Origin of the sequence: Streptococcus sp. HMSC065E03 (genome assembly GCF_001815045.1) — a bacterium.
Taxonomy (GTDB): Bacteria; Bacillota; Bacilli; order Lactobacillales; family Streptococcaceae; genus Streptococcus; species Streptococcus parasanguinis_AD.
This window is the reverse complement of the sequence record NZ_KV818853.1, coordinates 167,582-190,480: the sequence shown is the minus strand read 5'-3', so window position 1 is coordinate 190,480 and position 22,899 is coordinate 167,582. Positions and strand designations below refer to the sequence as shown.

Genomic DNA, 22,899 nt, shown 5'->3' with positions numbered 1-22,899 from the left:
GATTGTCGAGCAAGACGCAGTGGTTGAGTGGGCTTTTTCTTGTCTCAAAAAATCGCTTCCAATATGCTATAATATAGTTAAAACATAAATCCGAAGAGAGCTCTCTTCCTTAATTATATTCATAACTAAGGAATCCTAATAGCTCCTTTGATGAAAAAATTGAGAGGAAACCTAAGGTTATGAAGCAAGAACTAGAGCGACTACTATTGCAGAAGGAAGAATTTTTAGTAGAGGGCGCACTAAACAAGAATAAACTGGCAGAACTGGCAAGACAATATGATTCTATGTTACTCAATCTTTTGATGAGTGAGCCTACTATTTCAAACCACTTTTTCAGCACACTTGAAGAAGGTATCTTGATTTTCAAAAAAGATACTTTTCTGCAGTTCCTCAATAATAAGGAGTTTTTGCCTGATAGCTTTACGGCATACAAGACCAAGATTGGGCTTGCGACTAGCGATAATCGCTACTTGTCAGAAAATAACGAAGTTGTCCTCAATTTCCCTTATAAAGACTGTGTATTAGAAGGTGGGCAGACCAAGGACGATGCCAAACGTCAGGAGATTTTCTTTAACGAAACCCTTGCACCAACGGAAATCAACCGCCTTTTGGATGATAAAGTACTGACTAATTTCAAACGATTTGACGTTGATGGCGAGCATGAGGTGACAGAACTGAGCGATATGGATAACCTTATCATCAAGGGGAATAACCTCGTTGCTTTACATAGTTTGAAAAAACGCTTCGCAGGGAAAGTGAAGTTGATTTTTATTGACCCACCTTACAATACAGGTTCGGATAGTTTTGGTTATAATGATAGTTTCAATCATTCATCGTGGTTGACCTTTATCAAAAATCGTCTGCAAGTCGCTAAACAATTACTCGCCGAAAATGGTTCTATTTGGATTACTTTAGACGATAGTGAGTCTCACTATATGAAAGTATTAGCTGATGAAGTTTTTGGAAGGGAAAACTTCATTGTTGATATTACTTGGGAAAAATCAGATAGCCCCAAGATGGACTCAAAATTATTTTCGTCAAGAAGTGACCATTTGTTAGTGTACGCAAAAAACAAAGAAACAGTTGCAATAAACAGGCTTATGGTTAAGGAGATACCATCACACTATAATAAAGTTGACGAACATGGAAATCCATATTACCTAAAGCCTTTAAGAGCAATGGGGGTTGATGGGTACAGAGAGTTGCGTCCAACAATGTACTTCGGGATAACAGCACCGGACGGCACTGTCGTATATCCTAAAAATGCGGATGATAGTGATGGACGTTGGAGGTGGGGTGAAACGACGGTAAATAAACGAAAAGATATTTTAGAATTTGTTAAAGGAAGTAAGGGCTGGAGTGTTTATTTCAGAACGTACTTTGATAATGCTACTGGAATTCCACCTGAAACGATATGGAAAAATGATGAAGTTGGAACTAATAGGACTTCAAAAAAAGAGGCGAAAGATTTACTTGGTAGTGGTGCCTTTGGCACCCCAAAACCTGAAAAACTCATTCAACGCATTATCCAAATTGGCTCAAATGAAGGTGACTTAGTACTTGACTTCTTCATGGGTTCAGCAACTACGCAAGCCGTCGCCCACAAGATGAGCCGCCAATATATTGGTATCGAGCAGATGGACTATATCGAGACTGTTTCAGTAGAACGCTTGAAAAAGGTTATTGCTGGTGAGCAAGGTGGCATTTCAAAAGACGTCAACTGGCAAGGCGGTGGTTCATTCGTTTATGCAGAATTAAAAAATGATGCTCAAGATTTTAAAGAGTCGATTTTGAAAGCAACTACGACCGAGGAATTGCTTGAATTATTCAATAAGGCAAAAACGTCCTCCTTCCTTTCTTACCGTGTGGATCCTAAAAAATTGAAAGAAGCTGAGTTTAAAGAGTTGAGTTTGGCAGAACAAAAGCAGGTCTTGTCAGAACTTATCGATAATAATAACCTTTATGTTAATTATAGTGATATAGAGGATAGTAGCTTTGCCATTTCTCCACAAGAAAAAACTCTTAACCGGGCCTTTTACGGGGAGGAGTAATCATGGAATTTCTATACGAAATCTATAACATGGCAAGTGCCAATGGTTTTATTGACTTCAAGGAAAATGTTCCAACCGAACTTGAGAAAAACCTCAAATACCCTCTTCGTGCCTACCAGAAGGAAGCCTTGGGGCGGTATTTACATTACAAGGAAGATACCAAAAATCGCTTGAGTCCCGAGCATGTCCTCTATAATATGGCGACAGGATCGGGCAAGACTCTTCTCATGGCCGGTCTCATTCTTGAAAAATATCAACAAGGGGAGCGCAACTTCATTTTCTTTGTAAATAATGAGAATATCTTGACGAAAACCCGTGATAACTTTTTGACAGCTGGAGCAAGCAAGTATCTCTTTGCGGAAAAAATCGTACTCAATAATCAAGTTATACCTGTGCGAGAGGTTACGGATTTTTCTGATAGTAATCCAAATGCGATTAACATTGTCTTTACGACTATTCAAAAGCTCCACCAAGATTTGAACACGCCGAGAGAAAATCGCTTGTCTTATGAGCAGTTCGAAGATATTTCAGTTGTGTTATTAGCTGACGAAGCCCACCATCTTAATGCAGGGCTGAATGCAGGCGAGAAAAAGGATAACACCAGCTGGACATCAACCATTGAAAACATTCAAAAGACGGCTAAAAAGTCTAGTCTATTAGAATTTACGGCAACTATTGACCTAAATAACAAGGATATTGCCCAAAAGTACGAAAAGCATTTGCTTTATAAGTATGATCTGAAAGAGTTTCGCTTGGATAAGTATTCCAAAGATGTTCTTTTTCATCTGGTGGATAGTGACGTGTCGGCACGTATGCTCCAAGCTATTCTTATCAGTCAGTTCCGCAAAAAAATTGCTCTAAAAAACGGCATCAACTTGAAACCTCTAGTCATGTTCAAATCACAGAAGATTGCAGAGAGCAAGGGCAATCTGGATAGTTTTTTGGATTTGCTGACAAATCTAAGTGTGCAACAAATTGTCGCTCAGCGTGAGATAGCCCAAGACGGCATTTTGAAACAAGCTTTTGACTTTTTTGATCAATCAGGGTTATCAGACCAAGATTTGATAGCAGAACTGCAAGAAGATTTTCGTCTCGAACGCCTGCTCTTGATTGATGGAAAAAATAAAACTAGCAATAGCTTGGTGGAATTGAATACACTTGAAAATCCTGAAAATGAGATTCGAGCGATTTTTGCTGTAGATATGCTCAACGAGGGCTGGGACGTACTGAATCTCTTCGATATTGTCCGTCTCTATGACACTCGTGATGGAAAAGTAACCAAGAATGGCTTTGTGGCGGGTTCAACGACTAACGCTGAAAAGCAATTGATTGGACGTGGCGCTCGCTATTATCCATTTGTCTTTGGCGATAATCTAGATGAGAAATACACTCGAAAATTCGATGAAAATGAGCTTCATGAACTGCGTGTCATTGAACAACTTCACTATCACTCTGCTAACAATCCACGCTATATTTCTGAGCTCAAGCAAGTCTTGCGTGAGTCTGGTATTTACGACGACCAAAACTTGGTAGAGCGTGAACTTCGTTTGAAAGACAGTTTCAAGAAGACTCGCACTTATACGGACGGGCTTGTTTGGATGAATAAGCTTTTGAGCCGAAAAGAGTTGGCTGAGAAGCAACAGCTATCTCTCTTGGATGATTCTATTATTCCGACTCGTTTTGAGGTGAGCTTGCCGACGAAATCCAGCCGTGATATTAGTGCTTTTGAAGGTGAAGATATTTTATTGGTCTCGGAAGATATTGTCAGTTTGCCTTACAAGTTTGGCAAGAAGATTGAACCGCATGTTGTTCGAGCAGCAATCAACAGAAATAAAGTCTATACTTTCGAAAACCTTAGCAAGGCATTTCCTGGTCTACCAAGTCTCGATGGCTTTATCATGATGCTGGAAAACATCGAATTGATTATCGAGGGAGATAAAAAGGCGGTAGATAAACTGAGCCAAGAGCACAAACTATTTATCGCTGAAAAACTCTTACATTATATCGAAAAAGACTTGGTGGCACTTGAAGAAAGGTTCTATGGCTCGAATGAGTTCACGGCTTATAGAATTCAGGATTTATTCGAGGTAAATATCAAGCGTAAATTCACAGTTAATCAAGGAAGTGATGCGGAGTTCGGATTGTCTCAGAAAAACCGCACAGAAACCCAGTATTTCGAAGATTTGGATACTTTTGATTGGTATGCTTATGATGACAACTTTGGAACTGACGAAGAAAAAATGTTGGTTCGAGTTATTAAGGAATTGATGGCGGATTTAGAAGAAAAGTGGACGGATATTTACTTGCTTCGCAATGAAAAAGCTGTTAAGATTTATAGCTTTGAAGATGGGCGTGCATTCGAGCCTGATTTTCTGATGTTTGCGAACGATAAGAAAACGGGAAATGTCTCTTGGCAGATTTTCATCGAACCAAAGGGTGGTCAGTTCTTAGATAGTGACAATACTTTTAAAAATAGCAAGGAAGGTTGGAAACAGAAATTCCTTCTACAAATATCTGAACGAGATGAAGCTAGAACGCTGGTGGATGATGATCGCTATCGCATTATTGGCTTGCCGTTTTATAATCATGCGGTGAGCGAGGAACTGGTGAGGGAAGAGTTGAGAGGGTTATAAGGAGGGTAAAATGTATATTTCGAAAATGAGACTGGAAAACTTCAGGTGCTTTGAAGGTGTGAAAGAATTAACCTTCAATTCAGGAGTAAACTATTTTGTTGGTAATAATAATTGTGGCAAGACGACAATTTTTAGAGCTATCGAGTTTCTTAAGTCTGCGAAAACAAAAGACGGATGGATTACAAAAGGAAAAGAAGATGAGGATGTCTCGGTAGAGATAACACTTGAAGGTGAAAATTTAGCCGACTTTCTAGAGCAAGATGATTTGAAAAAGTTTCAACCCTACCTTATCAACGGCTCAAAACTAAGAATCAGAAAAAGTTCAGAGCTTAGTAGCTGGAAAGATAGTAGAGGAAAAGAAAAAGATATTTCTATTAAGAATGTCTCAGCTTTCAATCCAGAAACTGGAATTTTTGAAAATCCTTTTGGTGTCGGAGATACAGTTTCAGCTTTGTTTGATTCGCAGTTTGTTTGGTCTGACATAAATAGTGACGAATATAATAACTTTGGAAAAACGACAACGATAGTAAGCAAATTAATTAATAATATTACCGAAAATTTCAGAAAATCTGATAAGTGGCTAGACTTCGAAAAGGCCCATAAAGAAACCTTTGGAGATGAAGGATTGGTAAGTGTTTTAAATGGTCTACAGTCTAGAATAGAGGAAGTTATGAAAGCTCAGTATGGGGAGACGAAAGTGAATTTTTCTTTCGGCATACCAACGATCGATAATTTCTTCAAAACTGGACAAATTCTACTGGAAGATAATGGCATTCAAACAGATATCTCTGAAAAAGGAACGGGGATGCAGAGAGCTTTGGCACTAACATTGATTCAGGTTTATTCACAAATTGGAGATGAATCTAGAGAAATTACCAAACCTATTTTATTTTTTATAGATGAGCCTGAAACATTTTTACATCCATCCGCTCAGGATAAATTGCTTCAATCATTGAATAAATTATCGAACAATCATCAAATATTTATTACTACACATTCTCCATATCTATTGAAAAATTTCAATAGTAGCACAAACAAATTAAGCATTTTTTCTAGAAATGAGCATGCGATTAATATCGAAGAAGATATTCAATTAAATTTATTCCCTTATAGTCCGTCTTGGGGAGAAATCAATTATAAGGCTTTTGGTGTAGTCAGCGAGGAGTTTCATAACGAACTTTTTGGTTTATTACATAATAAAGCGAGGGAAGATAATAAAACTTATGATGGAGGTAATCGAACAGTTGGTGGAAGCATAGCCAGTTTTGACGACTGGCTTATTGAACAAGATTCTAGCAACTTAGTCGATAGTAACCATCAAAACAAAAACCCTAGAGATGATCGAGTCGACAAGACTATGAGTTCGTATATCAGAAACTATATTGATCATCCTGGCAATGATGAGTCGCTACCAGAAGGCTGCAGCAGAAATAAACCAACAATTGGTGAAATTCGCACCTCTATTGAGAGTATGATGAAAATATATACAGATAACTATTGATAAAAATAGCTTCGCACCGCCATTCGCTCCTAGTGGTTTGAGAATGAGCGACTACGCCCGATACAACGCCATTTTTCGAGCTCCAAGTATGTTTGGCGGTAAACTTCCTGCGCCTATTCGAAGATTAGCGTGACGGACTTCGGTTTGCCGTGGATTGAAATAGTTAAGTCGCTTTCTGAAATAATGGGGTGCTCTGGTCGCTCCCTTCACGGGGCGTGTATTTAAATTCTATGAGAGCTGGCAAGCAGACAATAAAACAGATCGCTATCTTAACGGGAGAATGGATTGAAAGAATATCTTCATTTTTGAATGAAGTTGAGTCACAGTCGCCATTTCCGTGGCCATTTATTGTTTTTTTAAGCTGATCCTGGTACAATAGAAACAATGAAAACAACTAAAAAACATTAATCTATAAAACAGTGAAGATATGGGAGCTCGCAAGTTCGAGCTTCTTTTTTGATAGATAAATGAATGTCAGAAGTGGTTTCGTTTGATCGTAGCTTTCTTTTCCCCTTTTCCATTGACTATCCTTTCTTATTTTTCTAAAATAGTAGGTGTGTGAAGGGAGATTGATATGAAAAAAGGTTTTGTAATGATACTTTCTGCATTGGTCTTGGTTTCGTGTGGTCGTCCTCAGAGGACGGTAATGCCTAAGAGCTCGGACACCAAGCAGACCAGCACTTCGGAAAAGAAGCGGTCCGGCATGGACTTGAAAGCGATCAAAGATAAGGACTACTCGAGCATCAAGGGGACTTGGATCGATGGTCGTGGCAATGAGCTGGTTTTTGATGACAAGGGCTTGGTTAGCGAGGATGTTGAACTCAATGCATCGAGCTTTAAGCAGAAGGACCAGATTGCTGAGATGACGGTCAGTGCTAAGTCAGGTGTTGGAGGCTACGGTCTCTTGCTCCTTCCAAAGGGTCAGAAAGCGGGCAAAGACGATGCTTCGGATAAGTCCAAGGATCGGATCTGGGCGGGTCAGTCGCCGGCTTATGGCGATGATGACAATTTCTACTATCGCAAGAAAGAGCAACCGAAAGATCGGGAGCAAGCAGATACAGACGATAGCAGTAGTACGTCTAAGACGAGTAAGGCCAAGAAGTGGAATACTCGTTCGGATGGTGAGGTCAATTCTTCGAAGAAGGCAGACCAGAATGATTATCCAGGCTACACCGCTGCTCAGGTTGAAGCTGCGCGTGTCTGGGCTTATGTGATCAAGTCTGTACCGACAGAATTGAGTATTAATGAAAAGAGTGCTGGTACAAAGATTTACTTTGGTGGGCTAGGAGTTGACTATCCTAAAGATGTTCGTCAGTTGTTTACACCAATTTCTGCAGAAGGTCATGTGACTTATGCATCCAACGGTGATGGGACGGTGACCATCTATCCTGTACCGAGCCATTGGCAACAGTCTGCGGATGAACTCAATAGTGAAGAGTTTATGACGCAATTTACCCAAGGGATCTTGGACCATGCTGAAACGGTGACATTGCCAGATGGGGATCCAGACATGATTCGCCAGATCCTAGCTGTATTGAAGTAGGAGCTAGATTTGAAAGCTCAGTTTATTGTTTTTTTAAGCTGATCCTGTTACAATGATAGTACACGGAAAAGACTGGTCTTCCAGCCTTTTTCATTTCACTTTAGAAAGGTCTTTTATGAAACGCAAATCGATTTTGTTTCTCTATTTACTCTTGCTAGCGATCGGCCTAGCCTATGAGACCCAGTCGCTGACAGAAGGCTGGATGTCTGGCAGTCAGTACGGGATTGTGGGACTTTCTACCCTGATCCTTTTGGTCTATGCATTTCCTGCTGTCTGGGCCCTCTTTCATTTTGCTAAGAAGTGGAAGTTGTCTTGGGTACCGATTCTCTTTTCTCTGCTAGGAGGGGGCTTTGTTGCCGGTTGGTTGTCTAGCTTTGCTAATACCTATTTCCATGACATGATTCAAGCGATCGCTCCAAATAGCGACTTTTGGAACCAGTACGAGAGTGCCATCGCTGCGCCACTCTTTGAGGAACCCTTTAAGTTGATTCCAATCTTCTTTGTCCTCTATTTGTTCAGTGTCCGTCGCATCAAGTCGATCTTCCTCTTGGCGATTGCCTCTGGTCTTGGTTTCCAGATCGTGGAGGATTTTGCCTATATCCGTCAGGATCTGCCGGAAGGTTTCTCTTACACGGTGTCAGGAATTCTCGGTCGTGTGGCTAATGCGCCTATGTCTCACTGGGTCTACACAGGTCTTGTCATGCTGGGGCTCTTCTTGATTGTCCAAGCAAGCAGAGGACGCAAGGATCTAGGTCTAGCAGGTTGGGGATATTTAGTAGCAGGGTTTGGACTCCATTTTGTTGGCAATTCACCCTTCTCACAAATCGTGACCGAGTTGCCGATTGCGATTCCAGTCTTGAATGCTACTGGGCTCTTCCTAATCTACCAAGCTTATCAAACCGTCGAGCGATTAGAACAAGAAAAATAAAACAAAAAAAGAATGCGTATGTTTGGACACATACGCATTTTTGTTATTTTGGACACATTGTTTTTCTACTTTTGTATAAACTGAGTGATACTATAGCTGTAAACTAAATTCTATTTTGAAAGAAATATTTGAGACTTTCCGCCGTGAGAAAAGTGCTTGAAACATTGTTGTTTCAAGCACTCGGGAGTTTTGAAACGTTAGATTCAAAACTAAGTCATGGAACTTCTTCGAAGTTCGCTGACGTCCGTACTCACCTAAGGAAAGTCTCTAAGAGTATAGGATCTTAAAATGGATTTATTTACCAAGACAGAACTGGCTGAAGAGTTGGGTGATGAGCTCATCTGGAGCAGCATCCCCTGTGATTTCTCCGAGGATTTCCCAGGTGCGGGTGAGGTCGACTTGAAGCAGGTCGACCGGCATACCGAGAGCCAAGCCTTCGTTGACCGCTTGTAGGCTTTCCACAGCTTTCTCGATAAGGGAGATGTGACGAGCATTAGAGAGATAAGTCGCATCTTGCTCGACCAAACCAGCATTTTCAAAGAAGAGGGCGTTGATCCGGTCTTCGATTTGATCGATATTTTGATTTTTTAGAACGGAAATCTTGATATGATCTTCCGGCAGTTGGTCGATTTCGATCTTCTCTGGGAGGTCGACCTTGTTGAGAAGGATGATACGGTTGCTGTCTTGAGAGATTTCAAGGAGTTGGCGATCTTGATCGGTTAAGGGTTCGCTAGCATTGAGGACCAGGAGGACCAGGTCGGCTTCCTTGAGGGCTTTTTTCGAACGTTCGACACCGATTTGCTCGACGATGTCTTCGGTTTCCCGGATCCCGGCCGTATCGACTAGTTTGAGGGGAACGCCGTTGATGTTGACGTATTCTTCGATGACGTCACGGGTGGTTCCTTCGATATCGGTAACAATAGCTTTTTCTTCGCGCAGGAGGTTGTTGAGGAGACTGGACTTGCCGACGTTTGGTCGACCGATGATAGCAGTAGAAATCCCTTCACGCAAGATCTTACCGCGACGGGCAGTCTTGAGGAGGTTGGTCAAGAGGGCTTCAAATTCACTGGTCTTTTCGCGGATGATCTCAGTGGTTGCTTCTTCGACATCATCGTACTCAGGATAGTCGATATTGACTTCGACCTGGGCCAGGGTATTGAGAATTTCTTGGCGCGTGTTGTTGATGAGGTCAGACAGGGAACCATCTAGTTGCTTAACGGCGATGTTCATTGCTTTATCAGTCTTGGCGCGGATAATGTCCATGACAGCTTCGGCTTGGGTCAAATCGACCCGACCGTTCAGAAAGGCCCGCTTGGTAAACTCACCAGGTTCAGCTAATCGAGCGCCTTCACGGATCACCAATTGTAGGATTTCATTGGTTACGGCAATCCCGCCGTGGGTATTGATCTCGATGATGTCCTCACGGGTGAAGGTCTTCGGCGAGCGCATGGCTCCAACCATGACTTCGTCGAGAATCTCGTCCTTATCAGGATCTACGATATGACCGTAGTTGAGCGTGTGGCTAGCCACCTTGCTTAGATCTTTTCCCTTAAAGATTTTTTGAGCAATGGCAAAACTGTCTGTCCCGCTCAAGCGGACGATCCCGATAGCCCCCTCACCGAGAGGAGTCGAGATGGCAGCAATGGTATCAAATTCTTTAGTAATCATGTCATTTCTCTTTTCCTGTAGATTCATCTCTATTCTATCGTAAAGTCAGCAGACGGGCAAGGTTTTGCTTTTAGAACTAAAACTTGGAAAGGGTTTCAATTAATTAGTGAAATCTCTTACAGAATATGCTATACTGTAATAGAATATAAAAGGAGGTCTATGATGGTAAACCTAAAAGAACAGGTAGGAATTAAAGCGGCTGAGTTTGTCAAAGACGGCATGATTGTCGGTCTTGGTACAGGGTCAACTGCTTATTATTTTGTGGCTGAATTGGGTCGTCGCATCAAAGAAGAAGGCTTGCAGATCACAGCTGTCACAACGTCGAGTGTGACCTATGATCAGGCTGAAAGTTTAGGCATCCCGCTCAAGGCTATCGACGATGTCGAAGTGGTCGATGTGACAGTGGATGGCGCAGATGAAGTGGATCCTCAATTAAACGGGATCAAAGGTGGCGGTGGTGCCCTCCTCATGGAAAAGATTGTCGCTACCAATTCTAAAGATTGTATTTGGATCGTAGATGAATCGAAACAAGTCGCAACTCTTGGGGCTTTCAAACTTCCAGTGGAAGTAGTGCAATACGGAGCTGAGAATCTTTTCCGTCACTTTGAACAAAAAGGTTACCAGCCTGCTTTCCGTCTTGCGGAGGATCAGCGCTTTGTCACCGACCAAGGCAACTTTATCATTGACTTGGATCTCAAGGTGATCAAGGATTCAGAAGCTCTAGCCAATGAACTGGATCATACGGTTGGAGTTGTAGAGCACGGTTTGTTCTTGAACATGATTTCAAAAGTGATTGTAGGGACACCAGATGGTCCTGTCATCATCGAAAAATAGGTTTCTCTAAAGAGGAGCCGGGTTTAAAACGGCTCTCTTCTTATAGGGAAGTGGTATAATATAGCTAGTTTAATAAAGGAAAGAGGCAGTTTATGTCAAAATTTAAACGGATGCACTTAGTTGTGCTAGATTCAGTTGGGATCGGTGCTGCACCAGATGCCAATAACTTTGTCAATGCAGGAGTTCCAGATGGCGCATCAGACACTCTTGGACACATCTCAAAATCAGTTGGTTTGAATGTCCCAAATATGGCGAAAATTGGGCTTGGAAACATTCCTCGTGAACAAGCCTTGAAGACTGTTCCAGCTGAGAGCAATCCAACTGGTTATGCAACAAAATTACAAGAAGTTTCTCTTGGAAAAGATACCATGACTGGTCACTGGGAAATCATGGGGCTTAATATTACAGAACCGTTTGATACTTTCTGGAATGGTTTCCCTGAAGAAATCTTGACAAAAATCGAAGAATTCTCAGGTCGTAAGGTCATTCGTGAAGCTAACAAACCTTATTCTGGTACAGCTGTTATCGATGACTTTGGACCACGTCAAATGGAAACTGGTGAGTTGATCATCTATACATCTGCTGACCCAGTTCTTCAAATCGCAGCTCACGAAGACATCATTCCTTTGGATGAACTCTACCGTATCTGTGAATACGCTCGTTCCATCACTTTGGAACGTCCAGCTCTTCTTGGTCGGATCATTGCGCGTCCTTACGTTGGTGAGCCAGGAAACTTCACTCGTACGGCCAACCGTCGTGATTTGGCTGTATCGCCATTTGCGCCAACTGTTTTGGACAAATTGAACGAAGCTGGTATTGATACCTATGCGGTTGGTAAGATTAACGATATCTTCAACGGTGCAGGTATCAACCACGATATGGGCCACAACAAATCAAATAGCCACGGTATGGATACCTTGATTAATACGATGGGGCTTCCTGAGTTCCAAGAAGGCTTCTCATTTACCAACTTGGTAGACTTTGATGCTCTTTATGGTCATCGTCGCAATGCTCACGGCTACCGCGATTGCTTGCATGAATTTGACGAACGCTTGCCAGAAATCATTGCAGCTATGCGTGAAGATGACCTCTTGATGATCACGGCAGACCACGGGAATGACCCAACTTACGCTGGTACAGACCATACGCGTGAATACATCCCATTCTTGGCTTATAGCCCATCCTTCAAGGGCAATGGTGTGATTCCAGTCGGTCATTTCTCTGATATCTCTGCAACAATTGCAGAGAACTTTGGTGTTGAAAAAGCCATGATCGGTGAAAGCTTCTTAGACAAATTGAACTAAGATGACACGCTTCGCTCTCCTCGTAAGAGGGATCAATGTTGGCGGGAAAAACAAGGTCGTGATGGCAGAGCTTCGAGAGGAGCTCCAAACGATCGGGCTGGATGGGGTAGAGACCTACATCAATAGTGGCAATATCTTCTTTGAATCTGCTGGTTCTAAAGCAGAATTGGTGGATTTGCTGGGACATTTCTTTTGTGATCACTATCCCTTTATCCAGTCTTTTTCTCTCTTTTCAGCTGAGGACTATGCGCAAGATCTCGCTGCTTTACCAGCCTGGTGGCAGGAGGATCTGGCCCGCAAGGATGTTCTCTTTTACACAGAAGGCCTTGATCAGGATGCCGTTTGGGAGCTGGTCTCCTCTTTTTCGCTCGGTGATGAAATCATTCATCGTGGAAGACTTGGGATCTACTGGGGCAAATACTCAGAAGAAACCTATACAAAGACCGCTTACCACAGACAAGTCCTCAAGATGCCGGATTACCGTCTGTTGACCATTCGCAATGCCAATACATTCGACAAAATTGGCCAATTTTTAAGGAAATCATAAAGGAGATATGCAATGACATTATTAGCAAAAATCAATGAAACAGCTGCTTTTTTGAAGGGCAAAGGAATGGAAGCACCTGAGTTTGGCTTGATCCTTGGATCAGGTCTTGGAGAACTGGCTGAAGAAATCGAAAATCAAGTTGTAGTAGACTATTCTGAAATTCCAAACTGGGGTCGTTCAACGGTTGTCGGTCATGCTGGTAAATTGGTCTACGGTGATCTTGCTGGACGCAAGGTTTTGGCCCTTCAAGGACGTTTCCACTTCTACGAAGGAAACCCATTGGAAGTTGTGACTTTCCCAGTTCGTGTCATGAAAGTTTTGGGCTGTGAAGGAGTTCTTGTCACCAACGCTGCCGGTGGTATTGGCTTTGGTCCTGGTACTTTGATGGCTATCACAGACCATATCAACTTGACTGGTCAAAACCCATTGATCGGTGAAAACTTGGATGATTTTGGTCCACGTTTCCCAGATATGTCGAAAGCTTACACACCTGAATACCGTGAAATCGCCCACAAAGTAGCTGACAAATTGGGTATCAAATTGGATGATGGGGTTTATATCGGTGTGACTGGTCCTACCTACGAAACTCCAGCTGAAATCCGTGCGTTTAAGACTCTTGGTGCAGATGCTGTCGGAATGTCAACTGTTCCTGAAGTCATCATTGCAGCGCATTCTGGCTTGAAGGTTCTTGGTATTTCATGTATTACCAACTTTGCGGCTGGTTTCCAAGAAGAGCTCAACCACGAAGAAGTAGTGGAAGTGACAGAGCGCGTCAAAGGCGACTTCAAAGGATTGCTAAAAGCGATTCTTGCTGAGCTCTAATCCAATGAAAGTACGACTCCAAAGTCTGCCCTACGGACTGAGGTTACTTCTAGCCACCTTATCATTAGGGATCGGGACGGGTCTGGTCGGAATTGCCTGTCATTATCTATTAGAAGGGGTGCAAGGGCTGGCCTTTGGTCAAGATACGTCGGATTTACTCCAGCAATTTCAAGAAGCTGGAGGTCTCCGTAGATTTCTGGTCTTGTGTGTGACTGGGTGCTTGGCAGCAGGCTTCTGGTATGTCCTGCAAAAGCGTTATAAGATCCTGTCTATTCGCCAGCAAATTGACTTAGCTGGAGACAGGGAACCAGCGCCCTTAGCCCACCTCCTTCATTCAGGGATGCAGGTGGCAATTGTCGGAGCAGGTGCATCGGTCGGAAAAGAAGGAGCCCCACGTGAGGTCGGGGCTCTTCTAGCTGGTCGGTTGTCGAAGGGATTCTCTCTAGCTCTCAAAGAGCGGAAAGTCTTGATCGCCTGTGGTGCTGGAGCTGGTTTAGCTGCGGTCTATCAGGTCCCCTTTGCCAGCAGCTTGTTTGTCTTTGAGACCTTAGGACTCGCCTACAGTTGGCAGAATCTTCTACTGGTTTTGACCAGTACTTATCTGGCCACCTGGGTCGCTCAGCCCATCGTTGGTCAGGAGGCCATTTATCACCTGTCCGCAGTCTCATGGTCGGCTAGCAGCTTCTTACAGGCTATTGTGATTGCTTTCTTGGTCACTCCCTTGGCTCTGGTCTTTGCTTTCCTCGCCAAGCGGGCTAGTCACAAACGGCGGAAGGACGGGACGGTCCTTTGGGCTCTTCCTCTAGCCTTTCTAGTGCTGGGGAGCCTAGTAGCCTTTTTCCCTATCTTTATGGGAAATGGCCAGGTACTAGCACAAGCCCTCTTGTCTAGTCAGCCGATTCCTTATCTTCCACTGACTCTTGCAGTGAAGGGGCTTATAGTTTACCTCCTCTTGCGCAATGGTGCCTATGGAGGGACCTTGACGCCATCATTTGCCTTAGGGATTGGATCTGGCTATCTAGTGACCTTGCTTTTGACAGTCCTTAGGATTCATCTGGATCCAGCTATAGGGATGTTACTTGGAGTTACAGTCTTTTTAGGGACGACCCTAGAAGCTCCTCTGACAGCCATTGCCCTGAGCCTTGGATTTACAGGGCAAACTTGGAATTTGTCTATTCCGCTTGTACTTGCGGCTGGTCTGTCATACGTGATTCGAAAGAGATGGGAGAAGAAATGATGAAGGTTCATTTTGTACTGCATGAAACCTTTGAAGTGCCGGGCGCTTATCTAAAATGGGCACAGGAGCGTGGCCATCAAGTGACCACGACTAAAGTCTATGAGAATGAAACCTTACCAGAGTCAGTGGATGAGATTGACTTTTTGATCGTCATGGGAGGACCTCAATCGCCAGATGAAGATCGAGAAGCTTTTCCATACTACGATCCTCAGGCAGAGATTGAACTGATTCAAAAGGCCATGAAGGCAGATCGTTATATTGTTGGGGTCTGTCTGGGTGCCCAGCTCCTGTCTGTTGCCTATGGAGCGAAGTATGAGCACAGTCCGGAACGTGAGATTGGGGTTTATCCAGTGACCTTGACGCCTGAAGGACTCACAGATCCACATGTCGGTGAGTTTGGAAAAACTCTTGAAACTGGCCACTGGCATGGTGATATGCCAGGATTGACAAAAGATGCTGTTGTTCTTGCTACTAGTCAAGGGTGTCCACGTCAGATTATTCGCTTTAGTCCGAAACATTATGCCTTTCAAGCCCACTTGGAATTTGATTCAGAAGCAGTCGATCTCTTGATTGCTGCTGACGGTGAAGATGTTTTGGAAGAACAAAGTCAAAAATTGACCTTTGTTCAAAAACCTGAAGCCATTCGTGCTTACGATTATCGAGAAATGAATGCCAAACTCTTTGCGTTTTTGGATTCATTAACAAAATAAATAAAAAAAGAAAGGATGGGTTTACCGTATTCGCTGAACTGAATACGGGCGGAGAACTGTGTAAAAAAGATAAATCCTTCTAGATGCGGTGCATCTTTGTCGGATTTCCTATTTTTACTTTGCCTCTTTCACGCCTATTCTAAAAAAATAAAAAAGAAAGGTAGAGCATGTGTTCTAATTTGAACACGAGCGGAAAGCTCGGAAAATAGATAATCTGACTGAGAAATCAGGATTTCTCGTCAGATTCCTAATTTTCAGTCGCTTTCTGGTCGCTCTTTGTATCAAAAACTATGTCTATCCATATTGCTGCTAAGCAGGGTGAAATTGCTGATAAAATTCTTCTTCCTGGGGATCCTCTTCGTGCGAAATTTATTGCTGAGAACTTCCTTGAAGATGCTGTTTGCTTCAACGAAGTCCGTAACATGTTTGGTTATACAGGGACTTACAAGGGTCACCGTGTATCTGTCATGGGTACTGGAATGGGGATGCCATCCATCTCCATCTATGCGCGTGAGTTGATTGTCGACTACGGTGTGAAGAAATTGATCCGTGTGGGAACGGCTGGTTCTTTGAATGAGGATGTGCATGTTCGTGAATTGGTCTTGGCACAAGCTGCCGCAACCAACTCAAATATCATCCGCAACGACTGGCCTCAATACGATTTCCCACAAATCGCTAGCTTTGATCTTTTAGACAAGGCCTACCACATTGCTAAGGACCTTGGCATGACCACTCACGTGGGTAATGTCTTGTCATCAGATGTCTTCTATTCAAACTATGGTGAAAAGAACATCGAGCTTGGTAAATGGGGTGTGAAAGCTGTAGAAATGGAAGCAGCAGCTCTTTACTATCTTGCTGCTCAACACCATGTGGATGCGCTTGCCATCATGACGATTTCAGACAGTTTGGTCAATCCAGATGAGGACACAACTGCTGAAGAACGTCAAAATACTTTCACAGACATGATGAAAGTTGGTCTTGAGACCTTGATTGCAGACTAATGGCAAAATTCCTTCATGATGAATGGCTCTACGATCTCCAAAATTATCACTACAGCCGGGCTCTGCGCTCTATCAAACAGCAGGAAGAAGTACCGGATTTGTTGGTGAGCTTACTGCAGTTAATGGCGGAGCGTCGTGAACTCAATATCCAACCCGTCATGAATCAAAAGTTGAGAACCGAGTTGCTAGAGGCGACTGGTTTTCAGCTTTTTTGGCATGAAGAACCAGAAGATGAGCAGTTGGCCAATTACCTTTATGACTTAGAGGCGAAGTTGCGAAATGAGCAGATTATTGACTTTGTTCGTGCCGTTAGCCCAGCTATCTATCGGATCTTTATGCGATTGATTCAGTTGAAAATTCCTGATATTACTAACTATATTCATAACTCCAAAGAATCGAGTTATGACCGTTGGAAGTTTGAGAGCCTGCATGCGTCCGACAACCCTATCCTGCAGCAATTCCACAGCGAAAGTGTGGTCAATTCATCCAGTTTGACGGAGTTGATTGTGCAGTTGGATTTGCCAGATAGCGTCAAAGTTGCGGCCCAACAATTGCGGGAGTTAGAAAAATCAGTTCGCAACCCCTTGGCCCACTTGATCAAGCCCTTTGATGAAGAAGAGCTCCATCGGACGACGGGTTTCTCATCTCAGGATTTTATGAAGAATTTGGTTGACCTTGCAAGCTACACAGGCATCCATTACGATCAAGCTAACTTTTATTTTGATCAGGCCAATGCTGTCATGGAAGAGCTACTAAAGGAGAAGTAGATGGATAAGATTGCGCAATTACAGGAGATGATTGATCAGAGTCAACGGATCGTGTTTTTCGGTGGAGCAGGAGTTTCCACGGAGTCAAATATTCCAGATTTTCGAAGTTCAGACGGTGTCTATAGTGTTCAGTTGGGGCGGCATTTGACAGCTGAGCAATTGGTCTCCCATACCATGTTTGAGCGCTATCCAGAAGACTTTTTCGACTTCTATAAGAAATACCTACTCTACCCAGATGCCAAGCCCAATGCAGCCCATCGCTATCTGGCTCGGCTTGAAGAGACCGGTAAACTCAAGGCGGTGGTGACACAAAATATTGATAGTCTCCATGAAATGGCGGGGTCTAAGAAAGTCTTGAAACTCCATGGTAGTGCTGACCGTAATTACTGTACGGGTTGCCAGCGATTTTATGATTTAGAGGCCTTTCTAGCTTTAGAAGGCCCAGTTCCACACTGTTTGGACTGTGGTAAGGTGGTCAAGCCGGATGTGACTCTCTACGAGGAACCTCTTGATATGGAGGTCTTTAGTCAAGCAGCCCAAGCCATCCAAGAGGCTGATTTGCTGATTATCGGTGGAACCTCTCTTGTGGTCTACCCAGCAGCTAGCTTGATCCAGTATTTCCAAGGGAAGAAGCTGGTTGTCATCAATAAGACCAGTATCCCACAAGACAAGCAAGCAGACCTAGTTATCGAAGGAAAAATTGGAGAAGTATTTTCTCAATTAAGACCATAAAAAATATCTGAGTGAACATGGATCACTCAGATATTTTTTTACTTATCAAACTTCACTTCCTCAAGCAAGTATTCGATGAATTTTTCTCCCATTTTTGAGAGGGCTGTTTTTTCATGTTTGATGTAGACCAGCTCGATCGGGTCTTCGATATCAAGGGGAATGGAGACGATGTTATTTCCGTTGAGATTGCTGTTGAGGATCCCGGTCGCAATGGTGTAGCCATCTAGACCAATCAAGAGATTAAAGAGGGTCGCCCGGTCACTAACGACGATGGATTTCTTATGATGCTCTTGAGAGAGGATCTCTTCTGAGAAGTAGAAGGAATTGTGGGTTCCTTGGTCATAGCTAAGGTATGGGAAATCTTCCAGATCTGACAAGTGAACGATCTCTTTCTTGGCAAGAGGATTGGTCTTGCTGACAAAGATATGAGGTTGCGCTGTAAAGAGGTGGGTGGCAATCAGGTGATTATCATCCAGCATCTTAGAGAGGACATCGCGGTTGTAGCTATTCAAAAAGAGTACGCCAACCTCGCTGCGGAAGTTCTTGACGTCATCGATGATCTCCCAAGTCCGCGTCTCCCGTAGGAAGAGCTCGTATTTTTCCATGTCGCTTTTTTTCAATAGTGAAACGAAGGCCTCAACCACGAAGGCGTAGTGCTGTGAAGAGACGCTGAAAAGCTCACGAGAGCCCACAGGATTTTTATAGCGCTCGGACAAGAGGTCAATCTGCTCCACCACCTGGCGGGCATAAGAGAGGAACTCCATCCCATCGCGGGTCAAAGTGATCCCTTTGGGATTTCGGATAAAGATTTCAATTCCCATCTCATTTTCCAAGTCCTTGACAGCATTGGAAAGGCTAGGTTGAGTGATGAAGAGTTGTTTTGCGGCCTCATTCATAGAGCCGGTTTCGACGATTTTGATAATGTATTGTAATTGTTGTATTCTCATGCTTTTATTTTAACATAAAAAAGCGCGTTTTTCCCGTAAAATGTGGTCTTTCAAGGACTGTATGAGAATAAGACAGGCTGAGGTAGGTAATAGGAAGTAGGCTAGATCAAATAGTTAAAAAATAGAAGATTGGAAACAAAATCTACATCTGGGGACTGATTTTGATGGAAAAATACAGTTTTGCCTTGCTGAAGGTAAGATCTGATTGATAGAATGGTAAAAAATTGATTGAGGAGATCTTATGAAAAAACTCGTTTCCTGGTATAAGAAAAAGGATAAGGAATTGGAAACCCATTTCACAGCTGGTCTGTTGCAGATCAATTTTGTGACCAATGCTCTGATTCTATTGGCCTTTTACATCTATTTGGTTATTAGTCAGTCGCTCTACGCAATTAAGGATCCATTCATTCAATTTAGTTTTCTTGCTATAGTATCCTTTACGATGGAGGTCTTGCCCTATGGTGTGACCTTAGCCCTTTTTGTTCCCAATATTTTTGTCATTATCTATGGGATCGGTCGGTGGTCTAGCCTCCAGTTCAAAGAAGCTGAAGAAGAAGCTCTCAAAGATCCGGATTTGTTTGAAGATAGGGTGCCAAAGGAAGGAAAAGGGACAAGAGAAGATGACGCATCTCTTATGAAGGAAAAGCAAGAATCACCTAATCCTAAGCCTGTCAAAAAGAAAAAGCAACAGCCTACAATTGTTCTTTGGTTTGGTCTCTTTGGTTGCTTTCTCGAAGCGATTTTCATTTACATCGTCAAGGAGATGACCTTTTACGAATGGAATGAGCCCTTGATCAATTCTCAGAAACATGCCTTGATCTGGTCTGGCGCCTATCCGACCTTCTTTACACTGGCAGCTCTTACTTTACTAGCCTTGATTATCTATTCCTACCGGGATGCGAATTCACTTTCGCCGTTAGCAAATGTCTTCTGTATTAGTGGCATTCTAGGAGGAGTGGTTCTCCTCTTAGTTTTTGATAATCAACTGCAGGTAGCAAGTTTTCACACCTTTTTCTTACTGATCTATTCCATCCATCTCTTATGGGTTCGCATTAAGGAGTGGCAGGAAGATCGAACAGAGATAAGCTATGAGAATCGTCTACTTCAATGGCTCCATCAGCTCTTAAACAAGTCGCGCAACTGGCCATGGCTAGCGGTCCTTATCGCTATTCCAACCCTTGCCCTTGTTGTCCTTGTTCTCATGCTCTTTGGGCAGCAGCCGGATTCCATGATCAAGGCATGGACCAATACAGCTGATTGGGCCTTCTCACAGAAGATCCCTCCTCAGAATCTTATCATTGATGAGCACTATCTCTGTACGGTTGCGGCTGGTGGGCATGAAAAAGTTGTCAAGCCCCAGCGGATGGGCATCCGCCACGGTCATCCAGTCGTTGTCAATCGCCAGCTTTGTATTGCCAATGCCTTTGAACAGGTACTAGAAGAAAAGACGCCGCGATTCCATCGCTTCTTGCGTCGCAATTACGACCGCTATGGCTATCCCTTTGCTAAACACATCAAGAAGAAATGGGCTATGGACCTGATTTACTACCTAATGAAACCCTTGGAATGGCTCTTTTTACTTGTTCTTTATCTAGTTGATCGTAAGCCTGAAAATCGAATTGCCATGCAATACATCAAACCGATCCCAGAAGATTTTGACCCCAAGAAAGCTTCGTAAGCTACCGATTTCTACTTGACAAGCGAGAAGGAGCGCGATATAATGAGACAAATTTAACCTTTAAGAGGTCCAGAGAGGCCTGCAAGGAAAGACGGAATAAAGATCAGCGGACGGAGTCTAGCTGACCATTTGTGGGACCTTGCTTTTGCGAGGTCTTTTTTGCTGAAAGAAAGAAGAGGAAACCAATGGTCAGTGACAGTTGTAAAAAACGCTTTGGCAAAATCATGATGGAGGAGATGGAGCTCGTCGCTCAAGAAGAAATCGCTCCCCGCATCTATTCTATGATCTTGAAGGGGGAAATGGTGGCGCAGATGCTGCCAGGTCAATTCCTTCATATCCGCGTCCCTGATGGGGCCAAGCTCCTTCGCCGTCCGATTTCAATTTCTGAGATTGATCCTGAGACACAGACGTGTCGCTTGATCTACCGCATCGAAGGTGGGGGGACAGCTATCTTTTCCCAATTGCCAATCGGTAGCAAACTCAGTGTCATGGGGCCTCAGGGAAATGGCTTTGATCTCACTAATCTCGGTCAAGGTCAGAAAGCCTTGATCATCGGTGGCGGTATCGGTGTTCCTCCTTTGGTCCAAGTGGCCAAACAACTCCATGAGCAAGGGGTGGAAGTTGAAGTGGTTGTCGGCTTTGCGACCAAAGAAGCCGTTATTTTGGAAGAAGAGCTTTCTCAGGTGGCTCATGTCACTGTAACGACAGATGATGGTTCTTATGGCACCAAGGGCTATGTTTCAACCATCGTTGATCAGATGGACCAGGAGTTTGATGCTATCTATTCTTGTGGAGCCCCTGGTATGCTCAAATATGTCAATACCAAATTTCATGACCATCCTCGCGCCTATATTTCCATGGAATCGCGTATGGCTTGTGGGATGGGTGCTTGCTATGCCTGTGTAGTGCATCTGGAAAATGAAAGCCAAGCAGCCAATAAGCGCGTGTGTGAAGACGGTCCAGTCTTTGAAACCGGTACGATTGTGATGTAGGGAGGAAAGTATGACAAGTAATCGATTAGCTGTATCCTTACCAGGATTAGACTTGAAAAATCCCATTATTCCGGCTTCCGGCTGCTTTGGCTTTGGTCAGGAATATGCCAAATACTATGATTTAGACCTGCTTGGATCCATCATGATCAAGGCGACAACCGCTGAGGCTCGTTTTGGTAATCCAACGCCCCGTGTTGCTGAGACGCCTGCAGGCATGCTCAATGCCATTGGTCTCCAAAATCCAGGGGTAGACGTGGTCCTAGCAGAGAAACTCCCTTGGTTGGCCCAGCATTATCCAGATCTACCGATTATCGCCAATGTAGCTGGCTTCTCTAATGAAGAGTATGCAACGGTATCGCGGAAGATCTCGCAAGCGCCAAATGTCAAGGCCATCGAGCTCAATATCTCTTGTCCAAACGTAGACCATGGCAACAATGGCCTCTTGATTGGGCAGGTCCCTGAGTTGGCCTATGCGGCAGTGAAAGCAGCGGTAGATGCGTCCTCAGTCCCTGTCTATGTCAAGTTAACGCCTAGTGTAGCAGACATCACGCAGGTCGCAAAAGCAGCAGAGGATGCAGGGGCGACTGGCTTAACCATGATCAATACCTTGGTGGGCATGCGCTTTGACCTCAAGACTGGTAAGCCCATCATTGCCAATGGAACCGGAGGCATGTCGGGTCCAGCTGTTTTCCCAGTTGCTTTGAAACTCATCCGCCAGGTTGCTCAATCCACTAAACTTCCGATTATCGGAATGGGAGGTGTCGATTCAGCCGAAGCAGCCATTGAAATGATGATTGCAGGGGCTTCTGCGATTGGAGTTGGAACCGCTAATTTCACTGATCCTTATGCATGTCCATCCATCATAGAAGATCTGCCACAGGTCATGGATCGCTATGGTATTGACACCCTTGAGAACTTCCGAAAACATGTACGGGAAAATCTACTGTAAATCCTTGACTTTTCCCAAATATCGTACTACAATAAATAAAAACCTTTAAAGTAGT

Annotated in this window: 19 protein-coding genes; 17 read left to right on the top strand and 2 right to left on the bottom strand. The window is 43.6% G+C overall.

Features of this window, described 5'->3' with window-relative positions:
• The first annotated feature begins 179 nt into the window (after nt 1–179).
• The 5 genes from HMPREF3002_RS07550 to HMPREF3002_RS07530 all read left to right on the top strand — a co-directional run bounded on the left by HMPREF3002_RS07550 (nt 180) and on the right by HMPREF3002_RS07530 (nt 8,656).
• Nucleotides 180–2,051 carry a DNA methyltransferase gene (locus HMPREF3002_RS07550; RefSeq protein WP_070665932.1) on the top strand — a complete coding sequence of 624 codons (1,872 nt, stop codon included), beginning with the start codon at nt 180–182 and terminating at the stop codon, nt 2,049–2,051.
• A 2-nt stretch (nt 2,052–2,053) separates the two neighbouring features.
• A complete protein-coding gene (locus HMPREF3002_RS07545; protein ID WP_070665930.1) occupies nt 2,054–4,684 on the top strand; it encodes a DEAD/DEAH box helicase family protein in 2,631 nt (876 codons plus the stop codon).
• A 10-nt stretch (nt 4,685–4,694) separates the two neighbouring features.
• Nucleotides 4,695–6,185 (top strand): ATP-dependent nuclease, encoded by a 1,491-nt coding sequence (locus HMPREF3002_RS07540; protein WP_070665927.1) that lies wholly within the window; start codon nt 4,695–4,697, stop codon nt 6,183–6,185.
• Between the two features lie 574 nt (nt 6,186–6,759).
• Nucleotides 6,760–7,728, top strand: a complete 969-nt coding sequence (locus HMPREF3002_RS07535) for a DUF6287 domain-containing protein (RefSeq protein WP_070665924.1) — start codon at nt 6,760–6,762, stop codon at nt 7,726–7,728.
• A 115-nt stretch (nt 7,729–7,843) separates the two neighbouring features.
• Nucleotides 7,844–8,656 carry a PrsW family glutamic-type intramembrane protease gene (locus HMPREF3002_RS07530; protein ID WP_070665921.1) on the top strand — a complete coding sequence of 271 codons (813 nt, stop codon included), beginning with the start codon at nt 7,844–7,846 and terminating at the stop codon, nt 8,654–8,656.
• A 294-nt stretch (nt 8,657–8,950) separates the two neighbouring features.
• Here HMPREF3002_RS07530 and mnmE read toward each other — a convergent pair whose 3' ends face one another.
• Nucleotides 8,951–10,324 carry a tRNA uridine-5-carboxymethylaminomethyl(34) synthesis GTPase MnmE gene (gene mnmE, locus HMPREF3002_RS07525; protein ID WP_037607860.1) on the bottom strand — a complete coding sequence of 458 codons (1,374 nt, stop codon included), beginning with the start codon at nt 10,322–10,324 and terminating at the stop codon, nt 8,951–8,953.
• Between the two features lie 162 nt (nt 10,325–10,486).
• Between mnmE and rpiA the strand changes: the two genes are divergently transcribed.
• The 9 genes from rpiA (at nt 10,487) to HMPREF3002_RS07480 (ending at nt 18,278) form a co-directional block, all read left to right on the top strand.
• On the top strand, nt 10,487–11,158 hold the full coding sequence (gene rpiA / locus HMPREF3002_RS07520; protein WP_070665918.1) for a ribose-5-phosphate isomerase RpiA: 672 nt from the start codon (nt 10,487–10,489) through the stop codon (nt 11,156–11,158).
• 92 nt (nt 11,159–11,250) lie between these two features.
• Nucleotides 11,251–12,462, top strand: a complete 1,212-nt coding sequence (locus tag HMPREF3002_RS07515) for a phosphopentomutase (protein ID WP_070665915.1) — start codon at nt 11,251–11,253, stop codon at nt 12,460–12,462.
• Nucleotide 12,463: 1 nt separating this feature from the next.
• Nucleotides 12,464–13,009 carry a DUF1697 domain-containing protein gene (locus HMPREF3002_RS07510; RefSeq protein ID WP_049499152.1) on the top strand — a complete coding sequence of 182 codons (546 nt, stop codon included), beginning with the start codon at nt 12,464–12,466 and terminating at the stop codon, nt 13,007–13,009.
• A gap of 12 nt (nt 13,010–13,021) precedes the next feature.
• Nucleotides 13,022–13,831, top strand: a complete 810-nt coding sequence (locus HMPREF3002_RS07505; protein WP_070665912.1) for a purine-nucleoside phosphorylase — start codon at nt 13,022–13,024, stop codon at nt 13,829–13,831.
• 4 nt (nt 13,832–13,835) lie between these two features.
• Entirely contained in the window at nt 13,836–15,068 is a 1,233-nt protein-coding gene (locus HMPREF3002_RS07500) for a chloride channel protein (RefSeq protein WP_256263421.1), read from the top strand.
• Nucleotides 15,065–15,778, top strand: a complete 714-nt coding sequence (locus HMPREF3002_RS07495; RefSeq protein WP_070665904.1) for a type 1 glutamine amidotransferase — start codon at nt 15,065–15,067, stop codon at nt 15,776–15,778. Before HMPREF3002_RS07500 ends, HMPREF3002_RS07495 begins: the two co-directional genes overlap by 4 nt.
• A 290-nt stretch (nt 15,779–16,068) precedes the next feature.
• Complete coding sequence (deoD, locus tag HMPREF3002_RS07490; protein WP_003007097.1) at nt 16,069–16,779, top strand: purine-nucleoside phosphorylase; 711 nt, start codon at nt 16,069–16,071, stop codon at nt 16,777–16,779.
• On the top strand, nt 16,779–17,546 hold the full coding sequence (locus HMPREF3002_RS07485) for a hypothetical protein (RefSeq protein ID WP_070665901.1): 768 nt from the start codon (nt 16,779–16,781) through the stop codon (nt 17,544–17,546). Before deoD ends, HMPREF3002_RS07485 begins: the two co-directional genes overlap by 1 nt.
• Complete coding sequence (locus tag HMPREF3002_RS07480) at nt 17,547–18,278, top strand: NAD-dependent protein deacylase (RefSeq protein ID WP_070665898.1); 732 nt, start codon at nt 17,547–17,549, stop codon at nt 18,276–18,278. It abuts the gene before it with no gap.
• A 38-nt stretch (nt 18,279–18,316) separates the two neighbouring features.
• Here the strand turns inward: HMPREF3002_RS07480 and HMPREF3002_RS07475 are convergent, their stop codons facing one another.
• On the bottom strand, nt 18,317–19,225 hold the full coding sequence (locus HMPREF3002_RS07475; RefSeq protein ID WP_003003594.1) for a LysR family transcriptional regulator: 909 nt from the start codon (nt 19,223–19,225) through the stop codon (nt 18,317–18,319).
• Nucleotides 19,226–19,466: 241 nt separating this feature from the next.
• On the opposite strand from HMPREF3002_RS07475, the gene HMPREF3002_RS07470 reads away from it, so the two are divergent.
• The 3 genes from HMPREF3002_RS07470 to HMPREF3002_RS07460 all read left to right on the top strand — a co-directional run bounded on the left by HMPREF3002_RS07470 (nt 19,467) and on the right by HMPREF3002_RS07460 (nt 22,844).
• Nucleotides 19,467–20,903: a DUF6688 domain-containing protein gene (locus HMPREF3002_RS07470; RefSeq protein WP_049506512.1), complete on the top strand. Its 1,437-nt coding sequence runs from the start codon at nt 19,467–19,469 to the stop codon at nt 20,901–20,903.
• A gap of 185 nt (nt 20,904–21,088) precedes the next feature.
• On the top strand, nt 21,089–21,895 hold the full coding sequence (locus HMPREF3002_RS07465) for a dihydroorotate dehydrogenase electron transfer subunit (protein WP_070665895.1): 807 nt from the start codon (nt 21,089–21,091) through the stop codon (nt 21,893–21,895).
• A gap of 10 nt (nt 21,896–21,905) precedes the next feature.
• Nucleotides 21,906–22,844, top strand: coding sequence for a dihydroorotate dehydrogenase (locus HMPREF3002_RS07460; RefSeq protein ID WP_070665892.1), 939 nt, complete (start codon nt 21,906–21,908; stop codon nt 22,842–22,844).
• Nucleotides 22,845–22,899: the final 55 nt, after the last annotated feature.